Here is an 18,993-nt window from a genome sequence, read left to right on the forward strand (position 1 = left end):
TTAAACAGACAAAAAAATACCGGCTTGATGGCCGGTATTTCCTTACGGCAAATATTGGTGCTGAGATTTCCCCGGAGTCGGTGCTTCGCACCTCGTCCGGGCTACAGGTTACGTAGCCCGGCCAAGCGAAGCGCCGCCGGGGACGCACCGCACTATTTGGCTTTCAGCGCCAGCGGGTTTAGCTGCAGCTTATCGTACTCTGCTACCCACGACGAGTATTTCTCCGGAGCCGCCCACACGCGATAGTGCATGCGCGACAACGTTACCGGGTCGCTCAACAGCACCAGACGACGATCGCGGTTCAGCTTGTCCGGCGTTTCGTTCAGCGCCTGCTCGACGTGACGATCGCGCGCAATCTCCAGCACGTGGCTCGCACGGTGACGCGCGGTAGCCATTGCCGTTGCCAGAGCATTCAACGATGGGTTAAATACCGCATGCATAAAGCCATCGTCCAGCACGCGAGCGCGGTTCTGCTCCAGATACGTTTCGGTATCGGCCAGCACCTTCGGCGTGTTGTACTCTTCCGGGATCAGGAACAGCTTCCAGCGCTTGGTACGCAGGCCGTTAGTTGAACGGCTGGAGACCACCGAAACGAACGGTGACAAGATCAGCGAGAAGACGATCGGCGCCAGCCAGAACAGGAAGCGCAGGTCGAGCCATGCCATACCTACTGCCCACACCAGACCCAACAGCAGCTGGGAACCATGGCGCATAAAGGCTTCGCTCCACGGCGTGGAGTCATCGTCACGTTGCGGCGAGTTCCATACGACTTCCCAGCCCAGGAACGCACTGACCACGAAAACGGTATGGAACAGCATACGAACCGGTGCCAGCAGCACGGAGAACAGTACTTCCAGCAGCAGGGAGAGCGTTACGCGGACAAAACCGCCGTACTCTTTCGACCCTTTGCACCACACCAGAATGATGCTCAGCAGTTTCGGCAGGAACAGCAGTACCATCGTCGAGGCGAACAGCGCAATCGCTAGCTCAGGACGCCACTGCGGCCAGACCGGGAACAGCTGACGCGGCTGCAGGAAGTACTGAGGCTCGGTCAATGCGTGTACCACCTGCAGTGCGGTCGACAGGGCCAGGAACATAAACCACAGCGGCGCGGAGAGGTAGGACATGACGCCAGTCAGGAACACCGCACGGTGAACAGGGTGCATCCCTTTCACCAGGAACAGGCGGAAGTTCATCAGGTTACCCTGACACCAGCGACGGTCACGTTTTAGCTCATCCAGCAGGTTCGGCGGCAGCTCTTCATAAGAACCCGGCAGGTCGTAGGCAATCCAGACGCCCCACCCTGCACGACGCATCAACGCCGCTTCTACGAAGTCGTGCGACAGGATCGAGCCGGCAAAGTTACCTTCGCCCGGCAGCGGTGCCAGCGCACAGTGCTCAATAAACGGCTTCACGCGGATAATGGCGTTGTGACCCCAGTAGTGGGATTCACCCAACTGCCAGAAGTGCAGCCCCGCGGTAAACAGCGGCCCGTAAACGCGTGTGGCAAACTGCTGGCAGCGTGCGTACAGCGTGTCCATCCCGGAAGCGCGTGGGGAAGACTGAATGATACCCGCGTTCGGGTTCGCTTCCATCAGACGCACCAGGTTGGTCAGGCAGTCGCCGGACATGACGGAGTCGGCATCCAGTACGACCATGTAGCTGTACTGATTACCCCAACGACGGCAGAAGTCATCGATGTTACCGCTTTTACGCTTCATACGACGACGACGACGACGGTAGAAGATCTGCCCTTCGCCCTGCACCTCAGCAATCAGTTCCATCCAGGCTTTTTGCTCTGCCACGCAGATATCCGGGTTGTAGCTGTCACTCAGGATGTAAACGTCAAAGTGCTTCTGTTGGCCGGTGGCTTTCACCGACTCCCAGGTGGCACGCAGACCGGCGAATACGCGAGACACGTCTTCGTTACAGATAGGCATAATCAGCGCCGTCCGGTGCTCCGGGTTCAGCGGCTCATCACCGACCGTTGAGGCCGAAATGCTGTACTTGTCGCGGCCAATCAGCAGTTGCAGGAAGCCCATTAAGGCCGTCCAGAAACCGGCTGAGACCCAACAGAAGAGCACGGCAAACAGAATCAGGATCCCGGTTTGCAGCAGGTATGGTAACAGCTGCATAAAGGAGACCCACAGGTTCTGCCCTACCATATCTGCCGGGTTGATCAGCGCCCAGCCCTGATACGGCAGAATAGTCTTCATGTACCAGGTCGCCACGACGGTCTGCGCAATCGTCAGAATCAGCAGGGTATAGCGGCGAAGCGAGCCCACCATACGCCATTTCTGTTCGCGCTCCTGCTCTTCTTTCGTCAGACGAGACAGGTAGCGCGGCGTGACGTCGCGGCCACGCAGACGATCCCAGAAGCGGCCTACCGGGTTGGTACGCCACGGATCCGGGAACATTGAGGAGCGCGTCGCCTTCGGCATGGCCTGCAGCTGGGTGCGCCCTTCATCGTCTTTGATGAGCTGATCGCCGCCCAGAGAATCTGGCCAGCTCTCTTCAAGACGCGCCTTGACCGAGGCCAGCGGCGTGTCATCATCACGGGCAAATGCCTGGTGCTCATCGTCCAGCGCTTCGTGCACGGCACGAAGCGAACTGTTCGGGAGCGCCGCTTTTTCTGCATCCGTAAGCGACAATGCGTCGATATACTTCGTTGTGTTATTCATTTGCAGGCAGCTGATAGCTCCAGGTTTCACTCAGCGTCTGGTCAGCGTTGACCAGCGCAGCGCGCATTTCAGTGGTTTTCTTCGGATCTTTCACCTTCACGCGCAGCATCAGACGCCAGCCTTTCGTTACCGGGTTGTAACGTACGCTGTTTTCGACGATTTCACCGTTGTCACCAATGCTGGTTTGCGCCGTAACTGGCGTATCCTGCGGCATCTTGCGCATATCTGCGCCGGTAAAATCAACCACGAAGGCCAGCGTGCCGTCCGGCTGACGAATCAGGTTGGACTGCTTCACATCACCGGTAGAGCGGCGAGTCTGCATCACGTACGCGTTATCGGTCGGGTGCAATTTCTCTTCGTCACGGGTAAAGGTGATGGTGTACTTGTAGTTCATCTCTTTACCAGCTTCCGGCAGCTTGTCCGGCGTCCAGTAAGCGACGATGTTATCGTTGGTTTCGTCGTTGGTCGGAATTTCAACCAGCTCAACGGTCCCTTTACCCCAGTCACCTTTCGGCGTGATCCACGCGCTTGGGCGCAGATCGTAGCGGTCGTCCAGATCTTCAAAGTGAGAGAACTGGCGGCCACGCTGCAGCAGACCAAAGCCCTGTGGGTTTTCGGTCGCGAAGCTGCTGACGGCAAGGTGCTTAGGATTGTTCAGCGGACGCCAGATCCATTCGTCATTACCGGCGTGAATAGACAGACCGTTGGAGTCATGCAGTTCTGGACGATAGTTGGTCGTCGCGGATGGCTGGTTTGGCCCGAACAGGAACATACTAGTCAACGGCGCCACGCCCAACTTACCCACTTTATCGCGCAGGTAAATTTTGGTCTGCACGTCAACCACGGTGTCACGGCCTGGCATAATAACGAAGCGATAAGCCCCGGTTGCACGTGGAGAATCCAGCAGCGCATAGATAGTCAGACGTTTGTCGGTGGCTTTTGGACGCTCAATCCAGTATTCACGGAAGCGAGGGAACTCCTCACCGGACGGCAATGCGGTATCGATGGCCAGACCGCGAGCGGACAGACCATAAACCTGGCCCTGACCCAGAACACGGAAATAGCTGGCACCCAGCATACTGACGATTTCGTCGTTTTTATCTTTGCTGTTAATTGGGTACAGCACTTTAAAACCAGCGAAACCCAGATCCTTCACGGTGTCTTTGTCGTGCTGAACGTCACCGAAGGTGAAGTAATCCGGGCTGTACTTAATTTTACGCACGGAAGTCGCCGTGACTTCGTTAATGGTCACCGGCGTGTCGAAGTACATACCCTGATGGTAGAACTCGAGCTTGAATGGGGTCTTTATCTTATTCCAGTACGCCTTATCGTGGTTAAACTGGATTTGCTGGTAGTCCGCATATTTCATATCGCGGAAGACGGAAGGCAGGTTGCTTTTTGGTGCTTCATAGCTCTTATCAGCCAGCGATTTTGCCTGCTTTGCAACGTCATCAATAGTGAATGCCCATGCAGATGAAGTACACAGGGACAACATTACGGCTGCGCCTAACCAGCGCAGTTTCATCATCTGTGGTTTATGTTTCATATAACTAAGCACTTCCCCCTTTGTGTGCTTAAATCGATCCGATCCATTTTACTGGAAATTCAAGCAATCCGACAACATAATCCCCGTATTCTTCAGCGCAGTGGCTTATGGAGTAAACAACTGTTAACCGCTGCTTGCACTTTGAGTGCTTATCCTGGAGACAGGTAACCAGAGTTAGTGTAGGGTTGCCAACGAATGTAAACTTTATCGTCTTATCCGGTAAGGCGATTAGTCTGAGAATCGTACCTAACCCTATGAATAACAAACCCGCACAGCGTGAATATTTCCTCGACTCCATTCGAGCCTGGCTGATGCTCCTGGGGATACCCTTTCACATCTCCCTACTCTACTCCAGCCACACCTGGCATATGAACAGCGCTACCCCCTCCTGGTGGTTGACGTTATTCAATGATTTTGTTCATGCTTTCCGCATGCAGGTGTTCTTTGTTATCTCCGGCTACTTTTCCTATATGCTGTATTTGCGTTATCCGATCAAAAAATGGTGGAAAGTACGCGTGGAGCGCGTCGGTATTCCGATGCTCACCGCCATCCCTCTTCTGACGTTACCGCAATTTCTAATGCTGCAGTACGTTAAGGGTAAGACGGAAAGCTGGCATACGCTCTCTTTCTACGACAAATATAATACGTTGGCGTGGGAGCTGGTGTCGCATCTATGGTTCCTATTAGTTCTGGTGGTGCTGACATCCCTCGGCATTCTGGCGTTTCGCCTGATGCGTCGGCGTCAGATCCGCCGGCGTGAAGACCTGTTTGATAATATGTCGATGGCGAAGCTTACTCTGATGTTTTTAGCATTGGGGATTGTTTATGGTGCCATTCGCCGGACTATCTTCCTGCTTTACCCACCGATTCTCAGCGATGGCTTATTCAACTTTGTAGTCATGCAGACGCTGTTTTATGTGCCTTTCTTTATTCTTGGGGCGCTGGCCTTTATTCATCCGAAGCTGAAAACGCTGTTTACTACCCCATCACCATGGTGCATTGTCGCGGCGCTGTTCGGGTTTATTGCCTACCGCCTGAACCAGCACTTTGGCTCCGGTGATGCATGGATGTATGAAACGGAATATGTGATTACGATGGTGCTGGGAGTATGGATGGTCAACGTAGTGTTTTCGTTTGGGCATCGTATGTTGAACTTCCAGTCCGCCCGCGTGACCTATTTCGTCAATGCTTCTTTATTTATCTACCTGGTGCACCACCCACTGACGCTGTTCTTCGGTGCCTGGATCATGCCGACCATTAGCTCAAATACGTTGGGCTTCCTGACCGGCCTGGTATTCGTGGTGGGCTGCGCGTTAATTCTCTACGAGATCCACCTGCGGATCCCCCTGCTGCGTTTCCTCTTTTCCGGGAAGTCGCAGCAAAAAGCAGCGAAAACACAGGTGGCCAGTCACTAAGTGTTGGCATCATTAGCCAGGCCTGGGATCCGGGTCTGGCTGAGTAAGTGCTGATACAAATGTGTTGTTGCTGCATCAAAACAGACAAAATAGACAATTTCCGGCAGGCTGCGACGGGTTAGAAATGCCGCCACCGTACTAACGGCAATGTCAGCCGCCGCTTCTGCTGGATATCCGTAGGCTCCCGTTGAGATAGCCGGGAAAGCGATAGTGCGATAACCATTATCCAGCGCCAGCTGAAGGCTATTGCGGTAAGCCTCTTGTAACAATGAGGCTTCGTGTTCTCCCCCGCCCTGCCAGACCGGACCTACGGTATGAATCACCGCTTTTGCCTTCAGGTTTCCCGCATGGGTGATTACCGCATGCCCTGGTGGACAGGTTCCCTGCTGCTGACGGACAACCGCGCAGGCTTCCTGCAACGTTGGGCCCGCAGCACGATGGATGGCGCCATCTACGCCACCACCGCCCATTAATGAGGGATTGGCGGCATTGACGATAACATCCACCTCGAGGTGGGTAATATCTCCTTGCTGCACCTGAATTCGTACGGTCATGCTAACTATCCTCTGACTAAAACGAAAATATTGTCTACCATAGACAACGCTGACCGCAACTTCGTTTCAGGTTATTGATACTCTACTGTCAATATTGCCAGATTTTTTTCAGGGTTCACCCAACGTAAGCTGGCGGTTGTTTTCGCATTGGTCATTTTACGACCTTGAAATAAATCTTTGACATTTATTGTCTCTACGCGCGACTTTCCTGCTTCAAAACAGCTTACGCTGACCTGCCGAGCATTGGCCTGGTAGTCACAAGGAGACTCGACAATTTGTCCAGTGAAATGGATGATGCCGTCAGACGCCGCATGTGATTGAACGCTGCACAGCAGAGTCAGCAGCGGAAGAGATAGGCTGAAATAGTGACCGAATGTTTGCATGACAACGCCCCTCATTCAAGATCGTCCGTGAATCAATACTTCCTGATCTGAAATCCGCGCTGAATACACATTTTGTAAACATTACACTAACATTAGTGTCCTTACTCGTTGATTTCAAGCATCTTTTATATAGATATTTTGTATGTTTAGAAATAATACTATCAGCAATCCCCTACTCTAGTAGTGGAAAAGAAACATAAAAAGGCCGCAACGGATAACGTTGCGGCCCCATAAACTTTTCGTTAACGGTAATTACAACCGTATGGACCCGGTTGGTTACAAGGCGTTACTGTCGAACTCAGGCTCACAAAGCTATCTGATGAACCTGTCGTTGCGCCAGGACTTCCGCTTGTCCGACCGCCTCCATTGCCACCGCCGTTGCCGCCTCCATTGCCACCACCGTTGCCACCTACGTTGCCGCCGCCATTGCCGCCGCCGTTACCACCGCCGTTACCACCGCCATTGCCACCGCCATTGCCACCGCCATTGCCGCCGCCTATGCCACCACCATGGCCGCCGCCGTTACCGCCTCCATGCCCGTGACCGTGACCACCGTGTCCGCCACCTTCACCGCCGCCGTTACCGCCGCCTATGCCACCACCATGACCGCCGCCGTTACCGCCGCCCATGCCACCTCCGTGACCGCCGCCGTTACCGCCGCCCATGCCACCACCGTGACCGCCGCCGTTACCGCCGCCCATGCCACCTCCGTGACCGCCGCCGATACCGCCGCCCATGCCGCCACCGTGATCGCCGCCGTTACCGCCGCCCATGCCACCACCGTGACCACCGCCGTTGCCGCCGCCTATGCCACCACCGTGACCACCGCCATTGCCGCCACCAATACCACCACCGTGACCACCGCCAATACCACCACCGACACCGCCACCGTGACCACCGCCAATACCACCACCGACACCGCCGCCTATGCCACCACCGTGACCACCGCCGTTGCCGCCACCAATACCACCACCGACACCGCCACCTATGCCACCACCGTGACCACCGCCGATGCCGCCACCAATACCACCACCGACACCGCCGCCTATGCCACCACCGTGACCACCGCCGATGCCGCCACCAATACCACCACCGATACCGCCACCAATGCCACCGCCGATACCGCCACCAATGCCACCGCCGTGGCCGCCGCTGTTACCGCCTCCGCTGCCACCGCCGCTACCGCCTCCGCTGCCACCGCCGTTACCGCCTCCGCTGCCACCGCCGCTACCGCCTCCGTTGCCGCCTCCGCTGCCACCGCCGTTGCCGCCTCCGCTGCCGCCGCCGTTACCGCCTCCGCTGCCACCGCCGTTACCGCCTCCGCTGCCACCGCCGTTGCCGCCTCCGCTGCCACCGCCGCTGTTACCACCGCCGTTACCGCCTCCGTTGCCACCGCCGTTACCGCCTCCGTTACCGCCTCCGCTGCCGCCTCCGTTACCACCGCCGTTGCCGCCTCCGTTGCCGCCTCCGTTGCCGCCTCCGTTACCGCCTCCGTTGCCGCCTCCGTTACCGCCGCCGTTGCCGCCTCCGTTGCCACCGCCGTTACCGCCTCCGTTGCCACCGCCGTTACCACCGCCGTTGCCGCCGCCGTTACCGTGACCACTGCCACCGTTATCGCCGCCGCCACCGTTGCCATTCGCGTTCCCGTTACCATTATTCCCGCTTCCGTTGCCACCGCCTCCATTGCCATTTCCATTGCCGTTGTTACCGTTGCCGTTACCGCTCTGACCGCTATTACCACCGCCGTTACCATTCGCCGCTACGGCATATATTGTGGTTGCCGGGTATAAAACGGTGAGCGCCACTATTATGGCGATTTGCTTCATTTTCATGATAAGCCCTTTCACGCGTTATTAGTTGCTGTGTGCTATTGCCGTAATAACCGATCGCTCGCTAATCAATAAATTCAGGTCGGTATTCATCACGACACCCGTTCATAAATTACAAATTTTCCAGGCGATAGAAATCAACATTCAAGAAGTCGAATGATCATTTAATCAAGAGGTTGCAAACATAATGAAAAACAAACGACATGCGGGCGAATAAAACAAACAGCCATCCACAAACAATCAAAAAGATTGTGTTTATTAATAAATGCCAGTGTCAGAGCCATGAGTAATTATCACAATTACTTGCGGGTTCGTTATTCTGCATTTAGACGGGATGTGTCGCTCTATAAAATATCGTGAAGATATACCGCCTCACCATGTCAATGGTATCGTCATAGAAATATGTAAAGTTCTTACATCGATATAATGCTGGTCTCGATGCTATATGGATGAGTATGCATATTTGATAAGCATGAGGATCTCATAATAAAGTTTGATTTAATTTTCATAGTATCAACCTTTAGTATTAACAGCTCACTATCACCTGCATTCGGATAACTTAACCAGAAAACAAAGCGTTAAAAAATCGCGGGCACAACGAAAGTGTTAAAAACGACAAATATCACGGAAATTCATCATACAATATTGATAAGAGAAGGCTGATAGACAATTTCAATAAGACATAAAAACCTTAAATAACAGCAAATTAAGAACAAACAAAGAGATTATGTATGATCATTAAGATATGATGTTAAAAGCTTAAGAAATACGTTAAATTTACATTTTGCAATTTATTTTTACATCTTGTTTCACGATTATTTCTTGCTTTAGAATTGGTAGCGTCTAAATTTTAAATTAAGCAGACATGTCTTTTAATTATTAATTCTTAACATTTGTCAAAACAGCAGCCACATTTCAGTAATGCTTAACAAGATACCTTTATAATTTTGCCTGCTGTAAAAATATTAGGGGTCTCATCATGCAAAAAGAGCTCACTTTAACGAACCAGACTCTTTCACTCATCACCAGGCCGTCACTTCAGTCCTGTGCCCTGTCTCAGAGCCTGAAAAAGACGTTAAGGATGAATAGTAAAATCATTAATATTCATATGGTTAGCCTGGATAATTTATCGGATGGTATCGTGCTTTTTGACATGATCGAAATCGATAAAAAGCTGGTGAAGGCCTGGCAGGAAGAACTCTGTAAAATTAATAGCGGTATAAAGCTCTTACTTTTCAATACCCCAGAAGATTATGCTTTTCAGGAGATTGAAAGCTGGCCGCATATTAACGGCATCTTTTATGCGCATGATGAAGAACATTTTCTGGTCAAAGGGTTACAGAAAGTGATGGAGGGAGAATGCTACTTTTCGCGTAAGCTTGCGAGCTACCTGATTATGCATTCCGGTAATTATCGTTACGATAATCAGGAGAGTACGATCCTGACATTCCGGGAGAAAGAGATCCTGAACAAGCTGCGCATTGGCGCTTCCAACATCGAAATTGCACAGTCGCTATTTATTAGCGAAAGCACGGTGAAAACACATCTATATCATCTATTTAAGAAGATCTCGGTCAAGAACCGTACCCAGGCAGTGTCCTGGGCGAATGATAATTTTAAGAACTAATGCACTACCACAGCAATAAAAAAGCGGCGACAGGATATTCCCCTGCCGCCGCTTTTCACATGTGATAGGCCTACTACAGCGCCGATTCTTTCGACGGTTCCGCTTTAGCTTTACGATTCGCCAGCCACAGCCCGCTGTTTTTCATCGCATAGCCGAAGATCAAACCCACAGCCAGTGACGAAACGACCAGACGCCAGTTCCCCTGCCCCGCGAAAGTGGCACAGGCACCAATAAAAGTACCCGGAACAAACGAGAGCAGCAGCTGCTTCGCCTGGATACACATCAGGAACGCGACAATACCCGTCACGACGTAACCCAAAATTTCCAGATGGGGAGCCAACGCGCTGCCATAGATAATAACCAGTGCCCAGATGACACCGCTCATTGTCGTACAGGCAGAAATAGCCAACGCTTTCAGCCCATCATGCGGGCAGGCGAAATAAGCCGTACAGCCTAAGAATCCAGCCCAGCTCAGTAAACCCAGAGACACGGCAACCCATCCCCAAAGACCGGAGAGAATGCCTGTTGTGATTGCAATAGCGAAGATAACGTTCATGGCTAGCATCTTAGCAGATGCCTGGCTTTTTGATGAGATCATGAGCACACATTGCTCATGATCTTTATTTCAGTTGCATAGAATATGTGATCTAAATCACTCTTCTTCACTTTCCTGCAGTTCGTCCCACATCGCAGCAATGGCTTCACGCGTTAGCGGTGCCATCGTACGCCAGAACGCGGTGGTGGCGTGGGCTTCAACCTTGCCAAGGAAACTTTCAAACCACGGCAGAATAAACTCACCAAACAAGGTTTCCAGTGCTTCGGTATCGTCATCTTCCGCTTTATCTTCCAGCCAGGAAGCCGCCAGCAGCAACGTACCGATCTGGTCAGCTGGGCTGTCCCCTAATGGCATTCCCCACTCGGTCAGAAAAGCGCGAACTTCCGCTTCCGTAGCCCCTTCTACCCACGCGCTACGGCACGGTGAAACGCTGCAGTCATCCCCCACGAACAGCGCATTATAGTCAGCGGCAATCTGCTGGATATCACAGCTTTTTTGCAGACGAGCCAGCAGTTCATTCTGCTCCAGTGGCCAGTCCGCGGCCAGTTTACCGTCACGAATCACGGTAAACAGCGGCACTAGCAGTGGGTCCTGCGGTTGACGATAGTACAGCGAGCCAAGCACGCGGCAGATGATTGAAAACTCGTTCATTGGTTAATCCATTCAGTCATTAAAATTCAGCAAATTCAGGAATCGGTGGCATACCGCGCGATTCAAGGAAATTCAGGAAACGTCGTGGGGTGACATTAAGGATCCTATCCTGTGGGAATTCCACGGCATCGAGGATCTTCTGGCATTCGGTAAATTCACCCAGCGTAAAGGCGGTGTGTGAATCAGAGCCCAACGCCAGCCACCCACCCGCATCGCGCACGGCCGCAGCAATAGCACGGCAGTTGCTCTCACTGCCGATGCGCGAGCTCACAAAGGAAGAGTTATTGATTTCTAGCGCCACATGATACTTCGCCGCTGCTGCTGCGATAGCCGGAATATCAACCGGGAATTTCGGGTTACCCGGGTGGCTAATCATATGAACATGGCCGCTGGCCATTGCCGCAATCATCGCCTCGGTATGCGTCGCTTGATCCTGCGGCGCAAAAACCGGCTCATGAAAACCAGCAATGATAAAATCCAACGATGTCAGCATCGGTCCGGTGCAGTCGATCTCGCCCGCCGTGTTTTTGATATTCGACTCGATACCGCGAAGGATCCCGACCCCATCAACAATGCGCGGCCAGATGCGCATGTTCACGAAGTGCCAGTAGTGCGGGGCATCAGCCATATCCGGGCCGTGATCGGTGATGGCGAAGAGTTTAATCCCCTTGCGCTTCGCCTCGGCGATATAGTCGTGCAGCGTACTATAGGCATGCGTGCTGGCAACGGTGTGCATATGCAGGTCAACAGGATACATCACATTCTCCTTTGTCGTGGTAAGCCAAGGATAGCAGGAAACCCTCGTATTTATTAGCCTCAGGCATCAATAGCCACGCACGCGATCGACCTGCCCGCCAGGCTGTTCCCCGTGCTCAAGCTGCGTGATAGTCCGGGCAATATAGGCAATCGCCTCTTTAGGGCGAGTCACGGCGGCAACATGAGGCGTCATCGTCACACGCGGGTGCTGCCAGAGCGGGCTTTCCTGCGGCAGCGGTTCACGGCTAAAGACGTCCAGCATTGCAGCCTTCAGCTTGCCGCTGTCGAGCGCTGCCAGCAGATCCTCTTCCACAACGTGAACGCCGCGCGCCAGGTTCAGCACATAGCTATTATCCGGGAGTTGGGACAGATTCTGACGGTTAATAATCCCCACCGTCTCCGCAGTGTTAGGCAGCAGATTAATCAGCACCCGCGTCCCTTGTAAAAAGGCATTCAGCTCGGCTTCCCCGGCAAAGCTCGTCACCTGCGGCCATTCCTTACGGCTACGGCTCCAGCAGCGTACCGGAAAGCCCCACGCCAGCAGGCTCTCAGCGACTTTTGAACCCAGCACGCCCGCGCCCATAATACCGACGGTAAATTCGTCGTGGGTGTAATCCGGCAATGGCTGCCAGCTGGACTGACGCTGCAGCGCCTGATAGTCATCAAAGCGACGGAACCAGTGCAGCACCTGGCTAACCGCGTACTCCTGCATTTGAATGCCCATACCGGTATCTTCCAGGCGGAAGAGCGGGATAGATTCCGGCAGCATTTCCGGATGCGCCTTAAGCTTGCTGAGGATCGAGTCAACGCCAGCCCCCAGAGCGAACACGGCTTTAAGACTGCGGCCTTGCAGCATTTCCACCGGCGGATGCCACACCAACGCGTAGTCGGCAGGCGCATCATCGCCACGCTGCCAGCCGCGAATACGGGCATTCGGCAGCAATTTGCTTAGCTCGGCAATCCAATAAGGGGTATCAAACGTGGGGTGATAAAAGATGATCTCCATAATGACTCCTGCTTAGTGCACCGTTACCGGAACGGATCGGCGCTGTTTTTGATTATTTTTGTGGTTTAACAGAATAACAAATTTCTTTTGCCTGTCCCGGAAAATGCGGAGGCGATCGCAAAAAAGACGATTTATGTCTGTTTAAGAAGCATGTTGGTTGAAGTTTGTGTAAACGCACGATTTTTTAAAAAAGTTTATTGACGGTGAAGAGCCTTTCCCCTACATTAGCGCTCGTCCCAGCAACACGGGACAACAATATGGTGAGGTGTCCGAGTGGCTGAAGGAGCACGCCTGGAAAGTGTGTATACGGCAACGTATCCGGGGTTCGAATCCCCGCCTCACCGCCATATTTAAGAAAGAGCTCGTACGAAAGTACGGGCTTTTTTTTCGCCTGTTGCACTTGGGGGGATTCTGCTTCCTCCCCCATCCAGCACCAAAACTACCTGTTTCCCGGGGTCGGGGTAAACGCCTCGCCCGGGCTACATTCAAATCGTAGCCCGGCCAAGCGCAGCGCTGCCGGGAATCGTTCATCACCTCACCGGACGCACAAAGGCAATACAAACACTCTGAACGCCATGAGACGGGTCCGTCTGAAAACCGATCGGTCTCTTCATATCAATTTGCATATGCGGCCATTCCTGTAGAGCCGTACCAAAATGTTCCGTGGAACATGAGCCCCCCACGCGACCAATCAGCGCAACACCATCATGCAACAGCTGCTCGCGACGAATATCCGCACTGTAGATATTTGGCTGCGTGGTGTTATTCCATTTAGTGATGATTTTGGGCCGGGAAGGAACGTAAAACGTTAACCATTCTGCCAGACGCTCCCCACCGACATACTTCAGCGGAGTACCGTAGCGTTGAAACCAGAGGCGGTTTACCGTATCGCTGAACGGGATAACACCGCTCATCTTCTGCCCCGCATTAGCCACGTTGGCGTACATCACACCACAGTAACCCACGAGGACCAGCAGTGCAGCACTGAATAAGGTCACAAACGCGGCGCGTGGAACGATGACGGAAGTTTGGTTGACGCAGCTAACCATCAGCGCCGGTGCCAGAATGAAAAAAGGCTGCAGCCATTCAGTTAATCTGCCGCTGTTGAAGAAGAAAAACCAACAGCAAAGCGCTATCAGCGGAATCAAGTAGACTCCCAGCACTACCCGACCTTCCCATGACACAGGCCAGCGTAAGCGCACGCCACAAAAATAGAGAAAAGCGCCAGAAATAAGCAGTGGATAAAAAATGGAGATCAAGCAGGTAAAAAGCCCCGGATTAATACCTGGGTGCATTTCTGAATTTACCCAATGTAGCGCGGCAAAGTTATGCTCCTGTAGCCACAGGATATTAGGGGTAATTAACAGTACGCCTAATGCTAGCGCACAATACCAGACAACATGTCGATAGCAGCGACGAATATCCGCCACGACAAGCGTTGAGAGAAAAACAGACCCGACCAGAATCAACGTGGAATATTTTGACATGGTTGCCAGCCCGGCCAACAGAGCAAAGGCAAGCCACCAATACAGGCTTCGACTAATAGCCTGTAGATAGCAATACATCATCCACGGCCATAGCATCACCAACAGATAATTATCGTTGTAGCTAATGATATCAAAGTTAATTAACCCTGATAAATTAAGGGTTAACAATGCCACCCAGGCCAGCTTTTCGCTGCCAGTAAGCCTGTGTGCAAATACCCAACTGCCGACCATACCTATTGCGATAGCGAAAAAATGCGCAGCATACCAGTAAATATGCGCGGGTAGATGGAGTGCAGGCCGCATGACCAAACCGACCAGCCACGGATTTTTTGGCGAGCCCCATTCGGCGTTTCGCGCCCAATTTAACGCCTCTACGGCATCATAGGGAACCGCAGGGTCGAGCGCTACCGTCGCGATAGTCCACAGTACGGCATACAGCGATGCCCAGATTATAACCAACCGTAAATTCATTATGTTTACCGGGCAGATATTCAACCTATCGAGCTTAGAGTTATCCCTCATAAAAAAGTATAAACAGAGATTCAATGAGATGCTTATTTATGACCCACTGAAATAGTAAAAATAACAACGTTATCCGGATGACACATTTTAAAATATATCATCAAAATAATTAGTCACAATTTGTTAGATGTAATAGTACAAACAGAATAACGTCGAATATCTCTTTTAATATTTTCCGCGTCCTGGTTACCGCGGCACCTCATCCGCCGGTACCTGTGCCGCAATCTCTTCCGCAATACCAAACCGCTCCACCAGCAGAGCCTTTTGCTGACGGTGCGACAACGTCTCGAACGTCTCCTTGCCTCTGGCTTCTCTGAAAACCTTTTCACCTTTTACTATCCCGGTAATCGAATCATGCCCCGCCAGACGAATCAACAACGCACCGTCAAAGCGGCTGCTGTGGCGACTGCGTTCATGTCGCAGCGGATATTCCGTTGCGGCGGCATCCATCTCCAGCAGTTGGCAGTCTACGCGTGAACGGCCCAGCGGTTTCCAGTTCACACACCAGAAGCCTTCATCACGGTGCACCCGTGTCCCCCATACCGGGTGCGTGGAGTGCCAGGCCTGCAACGGTAACGGCTGACCGTGAAGCATTGTAGTGTCGACAATAAAAAGGACATCGCCCAGACGAACAAACAACGTGCCGTGCCCAGGGGATTCCGTACTAACCGGGCGCGGCGAGCGCATCGTTGACAGGCCAAACTGCACGGGGAACCCTACAGCTTTCAGCAGCGCATATAGCGCGCCGTGGCTCGCCCAGCAGGTGCCGCCAGTGCCAAATCGCAGCCAGTGCGAAAAAAAATCCTCCGGCGTAAAGCCCGGCAGGTCGCCCTGAATACCCTGAGCGACCTGAATTCGCTTACGAATATTGTCGAACGGTACGGAACGGCACCATGCCTGGTAAACCTGCCCCAACCCAGACTCACTGACCGCGGGATAAGCGCGAAAACCCATTTTTTCAAGCGCCTGTTCGGCAAGCGCTGGCGGGATATCCATAGGAATATTATGCGAATTCATCATTTACCTGCGGCGTGTCTCAGACCGTCGAAAAAGAGCAACGGAGCATCAATAGCACAACCCGCACGCAATTGTAAATGAAATGTAAACTCACTCCTCGATCATCAACGCATACTCCTCGCTGAGAAAATCCACCAGCGCGCGCACCGCAGGCAGCAGCCCTCGACGTGAGGGGAAGACAGCGTGAATCACCTCCCGCTTCGGCTCCCACTCATCGAGCACACGCACCAGCGATCCGTCGACCAACTGTTCTCTCGCCATCAGGATCGGCAGCTGCACCACCCCGACACCCGCCACCGCCGCCTCACGCAGCGCCAGCATATCGCTAGTTATCAGCCGTGGCGTAAAGTGCACCTCCGCCTTTGCGCCATCCGGGCCATTTAGCGACCAACGATGGACATGCTTGCCTGCCGACATGCTTAACCCCGGCCAGCGGCTAAGTTCATCCGGCACCTGCGGCTTGCCCATCTTCGCCACCAGCGACGGACTGGCGACGAGACAATGACCGCGATCCGCCAGTACGCGCATCACCAGGTCGCTGTCATCAAAAGGACGCGGTCTGACACGAATCGCCACATCAATCCCCTCCGCCACCAAATCCACTCGCCGATTGGTGGCTTCAAGCTGAATCTGCACGCCCGGATAACGCACCATAAAGCGCGCCAGCATTGGCCCAACGTGCACATGCAACAGCGTGACCGGACAGGTCAGCTTCACGCAGCCTCGCGGCTCTGCCTGGAGCACGGCAATCGCCTCCTGCGCCGCCTCCGCCTCAATCAGCATCGCCTTACAGTGTTGATAAAACGTCTGCCCGACTTCCGTCACCGTGAACTGCCGGGTGGTGCGATGAATCAACCGCACCCCAAGCTGCTCTTCCAGCTGCGCAATGCGTCGGCTGAGCTTTGACTTTGGAATGTCCAGCGCACGTCCCGCCGCGGCAAAACCGCCGTTATCCACCACGTGAACAAACCACGCGAAGTCATTGAGATCCTGCATCACCACCTCATCGTTCTATTTTTGCAACAGTGTAGGTCATTTTCACTATCTACCGGACCATTACATCAAAATATAAGCTAATCCACATCAAAGCTCACTACACAGGAGAAACAAATGAAACAGATTACGGGTGTTTATACCGCGCCACGTCCGCACTGGGTGGGTGATGGCTTCCCGGTTCGTTCGTTATTTTCCTATCAGTCACACGGTGAAAGCCTGAGCCCTTTCCTGCTGCTCGACTATGCCGGGCCATACAGCTTCCCGGCAGACGGCGCGAAGCGCGGGGTGGGTGAACATCCACACCGTGGGTTTGAGACAGTCACTATCGTCTACGCCGGGGAAGTAGAACATCGGGATTCCACCGGTAAAGGCGGTGTGATTGGCCCGGGGGATGTGCAGTGGATGACCGCAGGTTCCGGCATTCTGCACCAGGAGTTTCACTCGGCAGAGTTTGCCCGTCGCGGCGGCGAACTGAAGATGATCCAGCTGTGGGTCAATCTGCCAGCGAAGGACAAGATGACCGCACCGGGCTACCAGAGTATTGAGGCGGCAGCTATCCCAACGGTGGAACTGCCGGATAACAGCGGGTCGCTGCGGGTGATTGCCGGTCACTACCAGGAGGCGACGGGCCCAGCCAGCACCTTCTCACCGCTGAACGTCTGGGATATGCAGCTTCAGGAAGGTAAAGAGGTCTCTTTCGAGCAGCCTGACGGCTGGAGCACCGCCCTGGTGGTGCTGGAAGGTAGCGTCACGGTAAACGGCGAAACCCACGCCCAGGAAGCGCAGCTAGTGGTACTCAGCCAGGAAGGTAAGCGCGTTCATCTGCACGCCGGCAGCGACGCCAAAGTGCTGGTGCTGGCAGGCGCGCCGCTCAACGAACCGATTGTGGGCTATGGCCCCTTCGTGATGAACAGTAAAACCGAAATCGACGAAGCCATTCGCGATTTTAACTCCGGCCGCTTTGGTCAGATCTGACACTACAGAGGTGAATAACATGTCTACTCCAGCAAATTTCAACGGCGCACGTCCAGTGATTGATGTTAACGATGCGGTGATGCTGTTAATCGACCATCAAAGCGGTCTGTTCCAGACGGTGGGCGATATGCCGATGCCAGAGCTGCGCGCTCGCGCTGCGGCACTGGCGAAAATGGCGACGCTTGCCGGTCTGCCAGTGATCACCACCGCCTCAGTGCCGCAAGGTCCGAACGGTCCGCTGATCCCGGAGATTCACGAAAATGCACCGCATGCGCACTATATTGCGCGTAAAGGCGAGATTAACGCCTGGGATAACCCGGAGTTCGTGGCTGCGGTGAAGGCCACGGGTCGCAAAACGTTAATTATCGCCGGGACGATCACCAGCGTCTGCATGGCCTTCCCAGCCATTGCCGCCGTCGCCGATGGTTATAAAGTGTTTGCAGTCATTGATGCTTCCGGCACCTACAGCAAGATGGCGCAGGAAGTGACGCTGGCCCGCGTAACGCAGGCAGGCGTGGTGCCAATGGATACCGCTGCGGTAGCCTCTGAACTGCAGCGTACCTGGAACCGCCCGGATGCCGCCGAATGGGCCGAGGTGTATACCAAAATCTTCCCGGCGTACCAGTTGCTGATCGAAAGCTACGCAAAGGCGCAGGACGTCGTGAAAAACAACGAACAGCTTGATTCTCAGCGTTAACCCACCCGCCCTGCCGCTTTTCGGCGGGGCGGTGTTCATTGCTTAACCGAACGATAAATAAATCTGAATTTATGCTTGACCGTTTCAGGTCAACTCCCTATAGTAGCGCCCCGTTGACCACCTACGGTGAGCAGCAAAACAATATGGTGAGGTGTCCGAGTGGCTGAAGGAGCACGCCTGGAAAGTGTGTATACGGCAACGTATCCGGGGTTCGAATCCCCGCCTCACCGCCATCTTTAAGAAAGAGCTCGTACGAAAGTACGGGCTTTTTTTTCGTCTATTGCACTTGGGGGAT

General features: G+C 53.6%; 16 protein-coding genes and 2 tRNA genes. 7 read left to right on the forward strand and 11 right to left on the reverse strand.

Features of this window, described 5'->3' with window-relative positions; genetic code table 11:
• Window positions 1–152: 152 nt before the first annotated feature.
• Together mdoH and mdoG are read right to left on the reverse strand one after the other, a co-directional pair.
• Entirely contained in the window at window positions 153–2,681 is a 2,529-nt protein-coding gene (gene mdoH, locus V6940_RS09680) for a glucans biosynthesis glucosyltransferase MdoH (RefSeq protein ID WP_333495691.1), read from the reverse strand.
• Window positions 2,674–4,227 carry a glucans biosynthesis protein MdoG gene (gene mdoG / locus V6940_RS09685; protein WP_333495692.1) on the reverse strand — a complete coding sequence of 518 codons (1,554 nt, stop codon included), beginning with the start codon at window positions 4,225–4,227 and terminating at the stop codon, window positions 2,674–2,676. The genes mdoH and mdoG overlap by 8 nt, the downstream gene beginning before the upstream one ends.
• A gap of 254 nt (window positions 4,228–4,481) precedes the next feature.
• On the opposite strand from mdoG, the gene mdoC reads away from it, so the two are divergent.
• A complete protein-coding gene (gene mdoC, locus V6940_RS09690) occupies window positions 4,482–5,642 on the forward strand; it encodes a glucans biosynthesis protein MdoC (RefSeq protein ID WP_333495693.1) in 1,161 nt (386 codons plus the stop codon).
• Here mdoC and ymdB read toward each other — a convergent pair.
• A complete protein-coding gene (gene ymdB, locus V6940_RS09695; RefSeq protein ID WP_333495694.1) occupies window positions 5,639–6,196 on the reverse strand; it encodes an O-acetyl-ADP-ribose deacetylase in 558 nt (185 codons plus the stop codon). The genes mdoC and ymdB overlap by 4 nt on opposite strands.
• Window positions 6,197–6,267: 71 nt before the next feature.
• Window positions 6,268–6,579, reverse strand: a complete 312-nt coding sequence (locus tag V6940_RS09700; RefSeq protein ID WP_333495695.1) for a hypothetical protein — start codon at window positions 6,577–6,579, stop codon at window positions 6,268–6,270.
• 509 nt (window positions 6,580–7,088) lie between these two features.
• Between V6940_RS09700 and V6940_RS09705 the strand changes: the two genes are divergently transcribed.
• Entirely contained in the window at window positions 7,089–8,369 is a 1,281-nt protein-coding gene (locus V6940_RS09705) for a hypothetical protein (RefSeq protein WP_333495696.1), read from the forward strand.
• 1,015 nt (window positions 8,370–9,384) lie between these two features.
• On the forward strand, window positions 9,385–10,035 hold the full coding sequence (csgD, locus tag V6940_RS09710; protein WP_442910806.1) for a biofilm master transcriptional regulator CsgD: 651 nt from the start codon (window positions 9,385–9,387) through the stop codon (window positions 10,033–10,035).
• A 73-nt stretch (window positions 10,036–10,108) separates the two neighbouring features.
• Here the strand turns inward: csgD and V6940_RS09715 are convergent, their stop codons facing one another.
• The 4 genes from V6940_RS09715 to ghrA all read right to left on the reverse strand — a co-directional run bounded on the left by V6940_RS09715 (window position 10,109) and on the right by ghrA (window position 13,004).
• On the reverse strand, window positions 10,109–10,591 hold the full coding sequence (locus tag V6940_RS09715) for a DUF1097 domain-containing protein (protein WP_333495910.1): 483 nt from the start codon (window positions 10,589–10,591) through the stop codon (window positions 10,109–10,111).
• 96 nt (window positions 10,592–10,687) lie between these two features.
• A complete protein-coding gene (locus tag V6940_RS09720; protein WP_333012625.1) occupies window positions 10,688–11,242 on the reverse strand; it encodes a TorD/DmsD family molecular chaperone in 555 nt (184 codons plus the stop codon).
• 19 nt (window positions 11,243–11,261) lie between these two features.
• Complete coding sequence (locus V6940_RS09725; RefSeq protein ID WP_333495698.1) at window positions 11,262–11,999, reverse strand: phosphatase; 738 nt, start codon at window positions 11,997–11,999, stop codon at window positions 11,262–11,264.
• Window positions 12,000–12,065: 66 nt separating this feature from the next.
• Window positions 12,066–13,004 (reverse strand): glyoxylate/hydroxypyruvate reductase GhrA, encoded by a 939-nt coding sequence (gene ghrA, locus V6940_RS09730; protein ID WP_333495699.1) that lies wholly within the window; start codon window positions 13,002–13,004, stop codon window positions 12,066–12,068.
• Between the two features lie 259 nt (window positions 13,005–13,263).
• Between ghrA and V6940_RS09735 the strand changes: the two genes are divergently transcribed.
• Window positions 13,264–13,351, forward strand: a tRNA-Ser gene (locus tag V6940_RS09735).
• A gap of 183 nt (window positions 13,352–13,534) precedes the next feature.
• On the opposite strand, the gene V6940_RS09740 is transcribed toward V6940_RS09735, so the two are convergent.
• From V6940_RS09740 to V6940_RS09750, 3 genes are all read right to left on the reverse strand, one after another.
• Window positions 13,535–14,962 (reverse strand): glycosyltransferase family 39 protein, encoded by a 1,428-nt coding sequence (locus V6940_RS09740; RefSeq protein ID WP_333495700.1) that lies wholly within the window; start codon window positions 14,960–14,962, stop codon window positions 13,535–13,537.
• A 237-nt stretch (window positions 14,963–15,199) separates the two neighbouring features.
• Entirely contained in the window at window positions 15,200–16,030 is an 831-nt protein-coding gene (locus tag V6940_RS09745) for an arylamine N-acetyltransferase family protein (protein WP_333495701.1), read from the reverse strand.
• Between the two features lie 90 nt (window positions 16,031–16,120).
• The gene (locus V6940_RS09750) at window positions 16,121–17,032 is read right to left on the reverse strand and encodes a LysR family transcriptional regulator (protein ID WP_333495702.1); all 912 of its coding nucleotides are present in this window, start codon (window positions 17,030–17,032) and stop codon (window positions 16,121–16,123) included.
• A 108-nt stretch (window positions 17,033–17,140) separates the two neighbouring features.
• Between V6940_RS09750 and V6940_RS09755 the strand changes: the two genes are divergently transcribed.
• The 3 genes from V6940_RS09755 to V6940_RS09765 all read left to right on the forward strand — a co-directional run bounded on the left by V6940_RS09755 (window position 17,141) and on the right by V6940_RS09765 (window position 18,931).
• Window positions 17,141–18,001, forward strand: a complete 861-nt coding sequence (locus tag V6940_RS09755; RefSeq protein ID WP_333495703.1) for a pirin family protein — start codon at window positions 17,141–17,143, stop codon at window positions 17,999–18,001.
• Between the two features lie 19 nt (window positions 18,002–18,020).
• Window positions 18,021–18,698 (forward strand): isochorismatase family protein, encoded by a 678-nt coding sequence (locus V6940_RS09760; protein ID WP_333495704.1) that lies wholly within the window; start codon window positions 18,021–18,023, stop codon window positions 18,696–18,698.
• A 145-nt stretch (window positions 18,699–18,843) separates the two neighbouring features.
• Window positions 18,844–18,931, forward strand: a tRNA-Ser gene (locus V6940_RS09765).
• The last annotated feature ends 62 nt before the right edge of the window (window positions 18,932–18,993 follow it).

Source organism: Kluyvera sp. CHPC 1.251 (genome assembly GCF_036759945.1).
Lineage (GTDB): Bacteria > Pseudomonadota > Gammaproteobacteria > Enterobacterales > Enterobacteriaceae > Kluyvera > Kluyvera sichuanensis.

Coding starts and splice junctions, on each gene's coding strand:
- mdoH (WP_333495691.1), bottom strand. CDS start 2,681: ATGAATAACACAACGAAGTATATCGACGCATTGTCGCTTACGGATGCA.
- mdoG (WP_333495692.1), bottom strand. CDS start 4,227: ATGAAACATAAACCACAGATGATGAAACTGCGCTGGTTAGGCGCAGCC.
- mdoC (WP_333495693.1), top strand. CDS start 4,482: ATGAATAACAAACCCGCACAGCGTGAATATTTCCTCGACTCCATTCGA.
- ymdB (WP_333495694.1), bottom strand. CDS start 6,196: ATGACCGTACGAATTCAGGTGCAGCAAGGAGATATTACCCACCTCGAG.
- V6940_RS09700 (WP_333495695.1), bottom strand. CDS start 6,579: ATGCAAACATTCGGTCACTATTTCAGCCTATCTCTTCCGCTGCTGACT.
- V6940_RS09705 (WP_333495696.1), top strand. CDS start 7,089: ATGGCCGCCGCCGTTACCGCCTCCATGCCCGTGACCGTGACCACCGTG.
- V6940_RS09715 (WP_333495910.1), bottom strand. CDS start 10,591: ATGAACGTTATCTTCGCTATTGCAATCACAACAGGCATTCTCTCCGGT.
- V6940_RS09720 (WP_333012625.1), bottom strand. CDS start 11,242: ATGAACGAGTTTTCAATCATCTGCCGCGTGCTTGGCTCGCTGTACTAT.
- V6940_RS09725 (WP_333495698.1), bottom strand. CDS start 11,999: ATGTATCCTGTTGACCTGCATATGCACACCGTTGCCAGCACGCATGCC.
- ghrA (WP_333495699.1), bottom strand. CDS start 13,004: ATGGAGATCATCTTTTATCACCCCACGTTTGATACCCCTTATTGGATT.
- V6940_RS09740 (WP_333495700.1), bottom strand. CDS start 14,962: ATGAATTTACGGTTGGTTATAATCTGGGCATCGCTGTATGCCGTACTG.
- V6940_RS09745 (WP_333495701.1), bottom strand. CDS start 16,030: ATGAATTCGCATAATATTCCTATGGATATCCCGCCAGCGCTTGCCGAA.
- V6940_RS09755 (WP_333495703.1), top strand. CDS start 17,141: ATGAAACAGATTACGGGTGTTTATACCGCGCCACGTCCGCACTGGGTG.
- V6940_RS09760 (WP_333495704.1), top strand. CDS start 18,021: ATGTCTACTCCAGCAAATTTCAACGGCGCACGTCCAGTGATTGATGTT.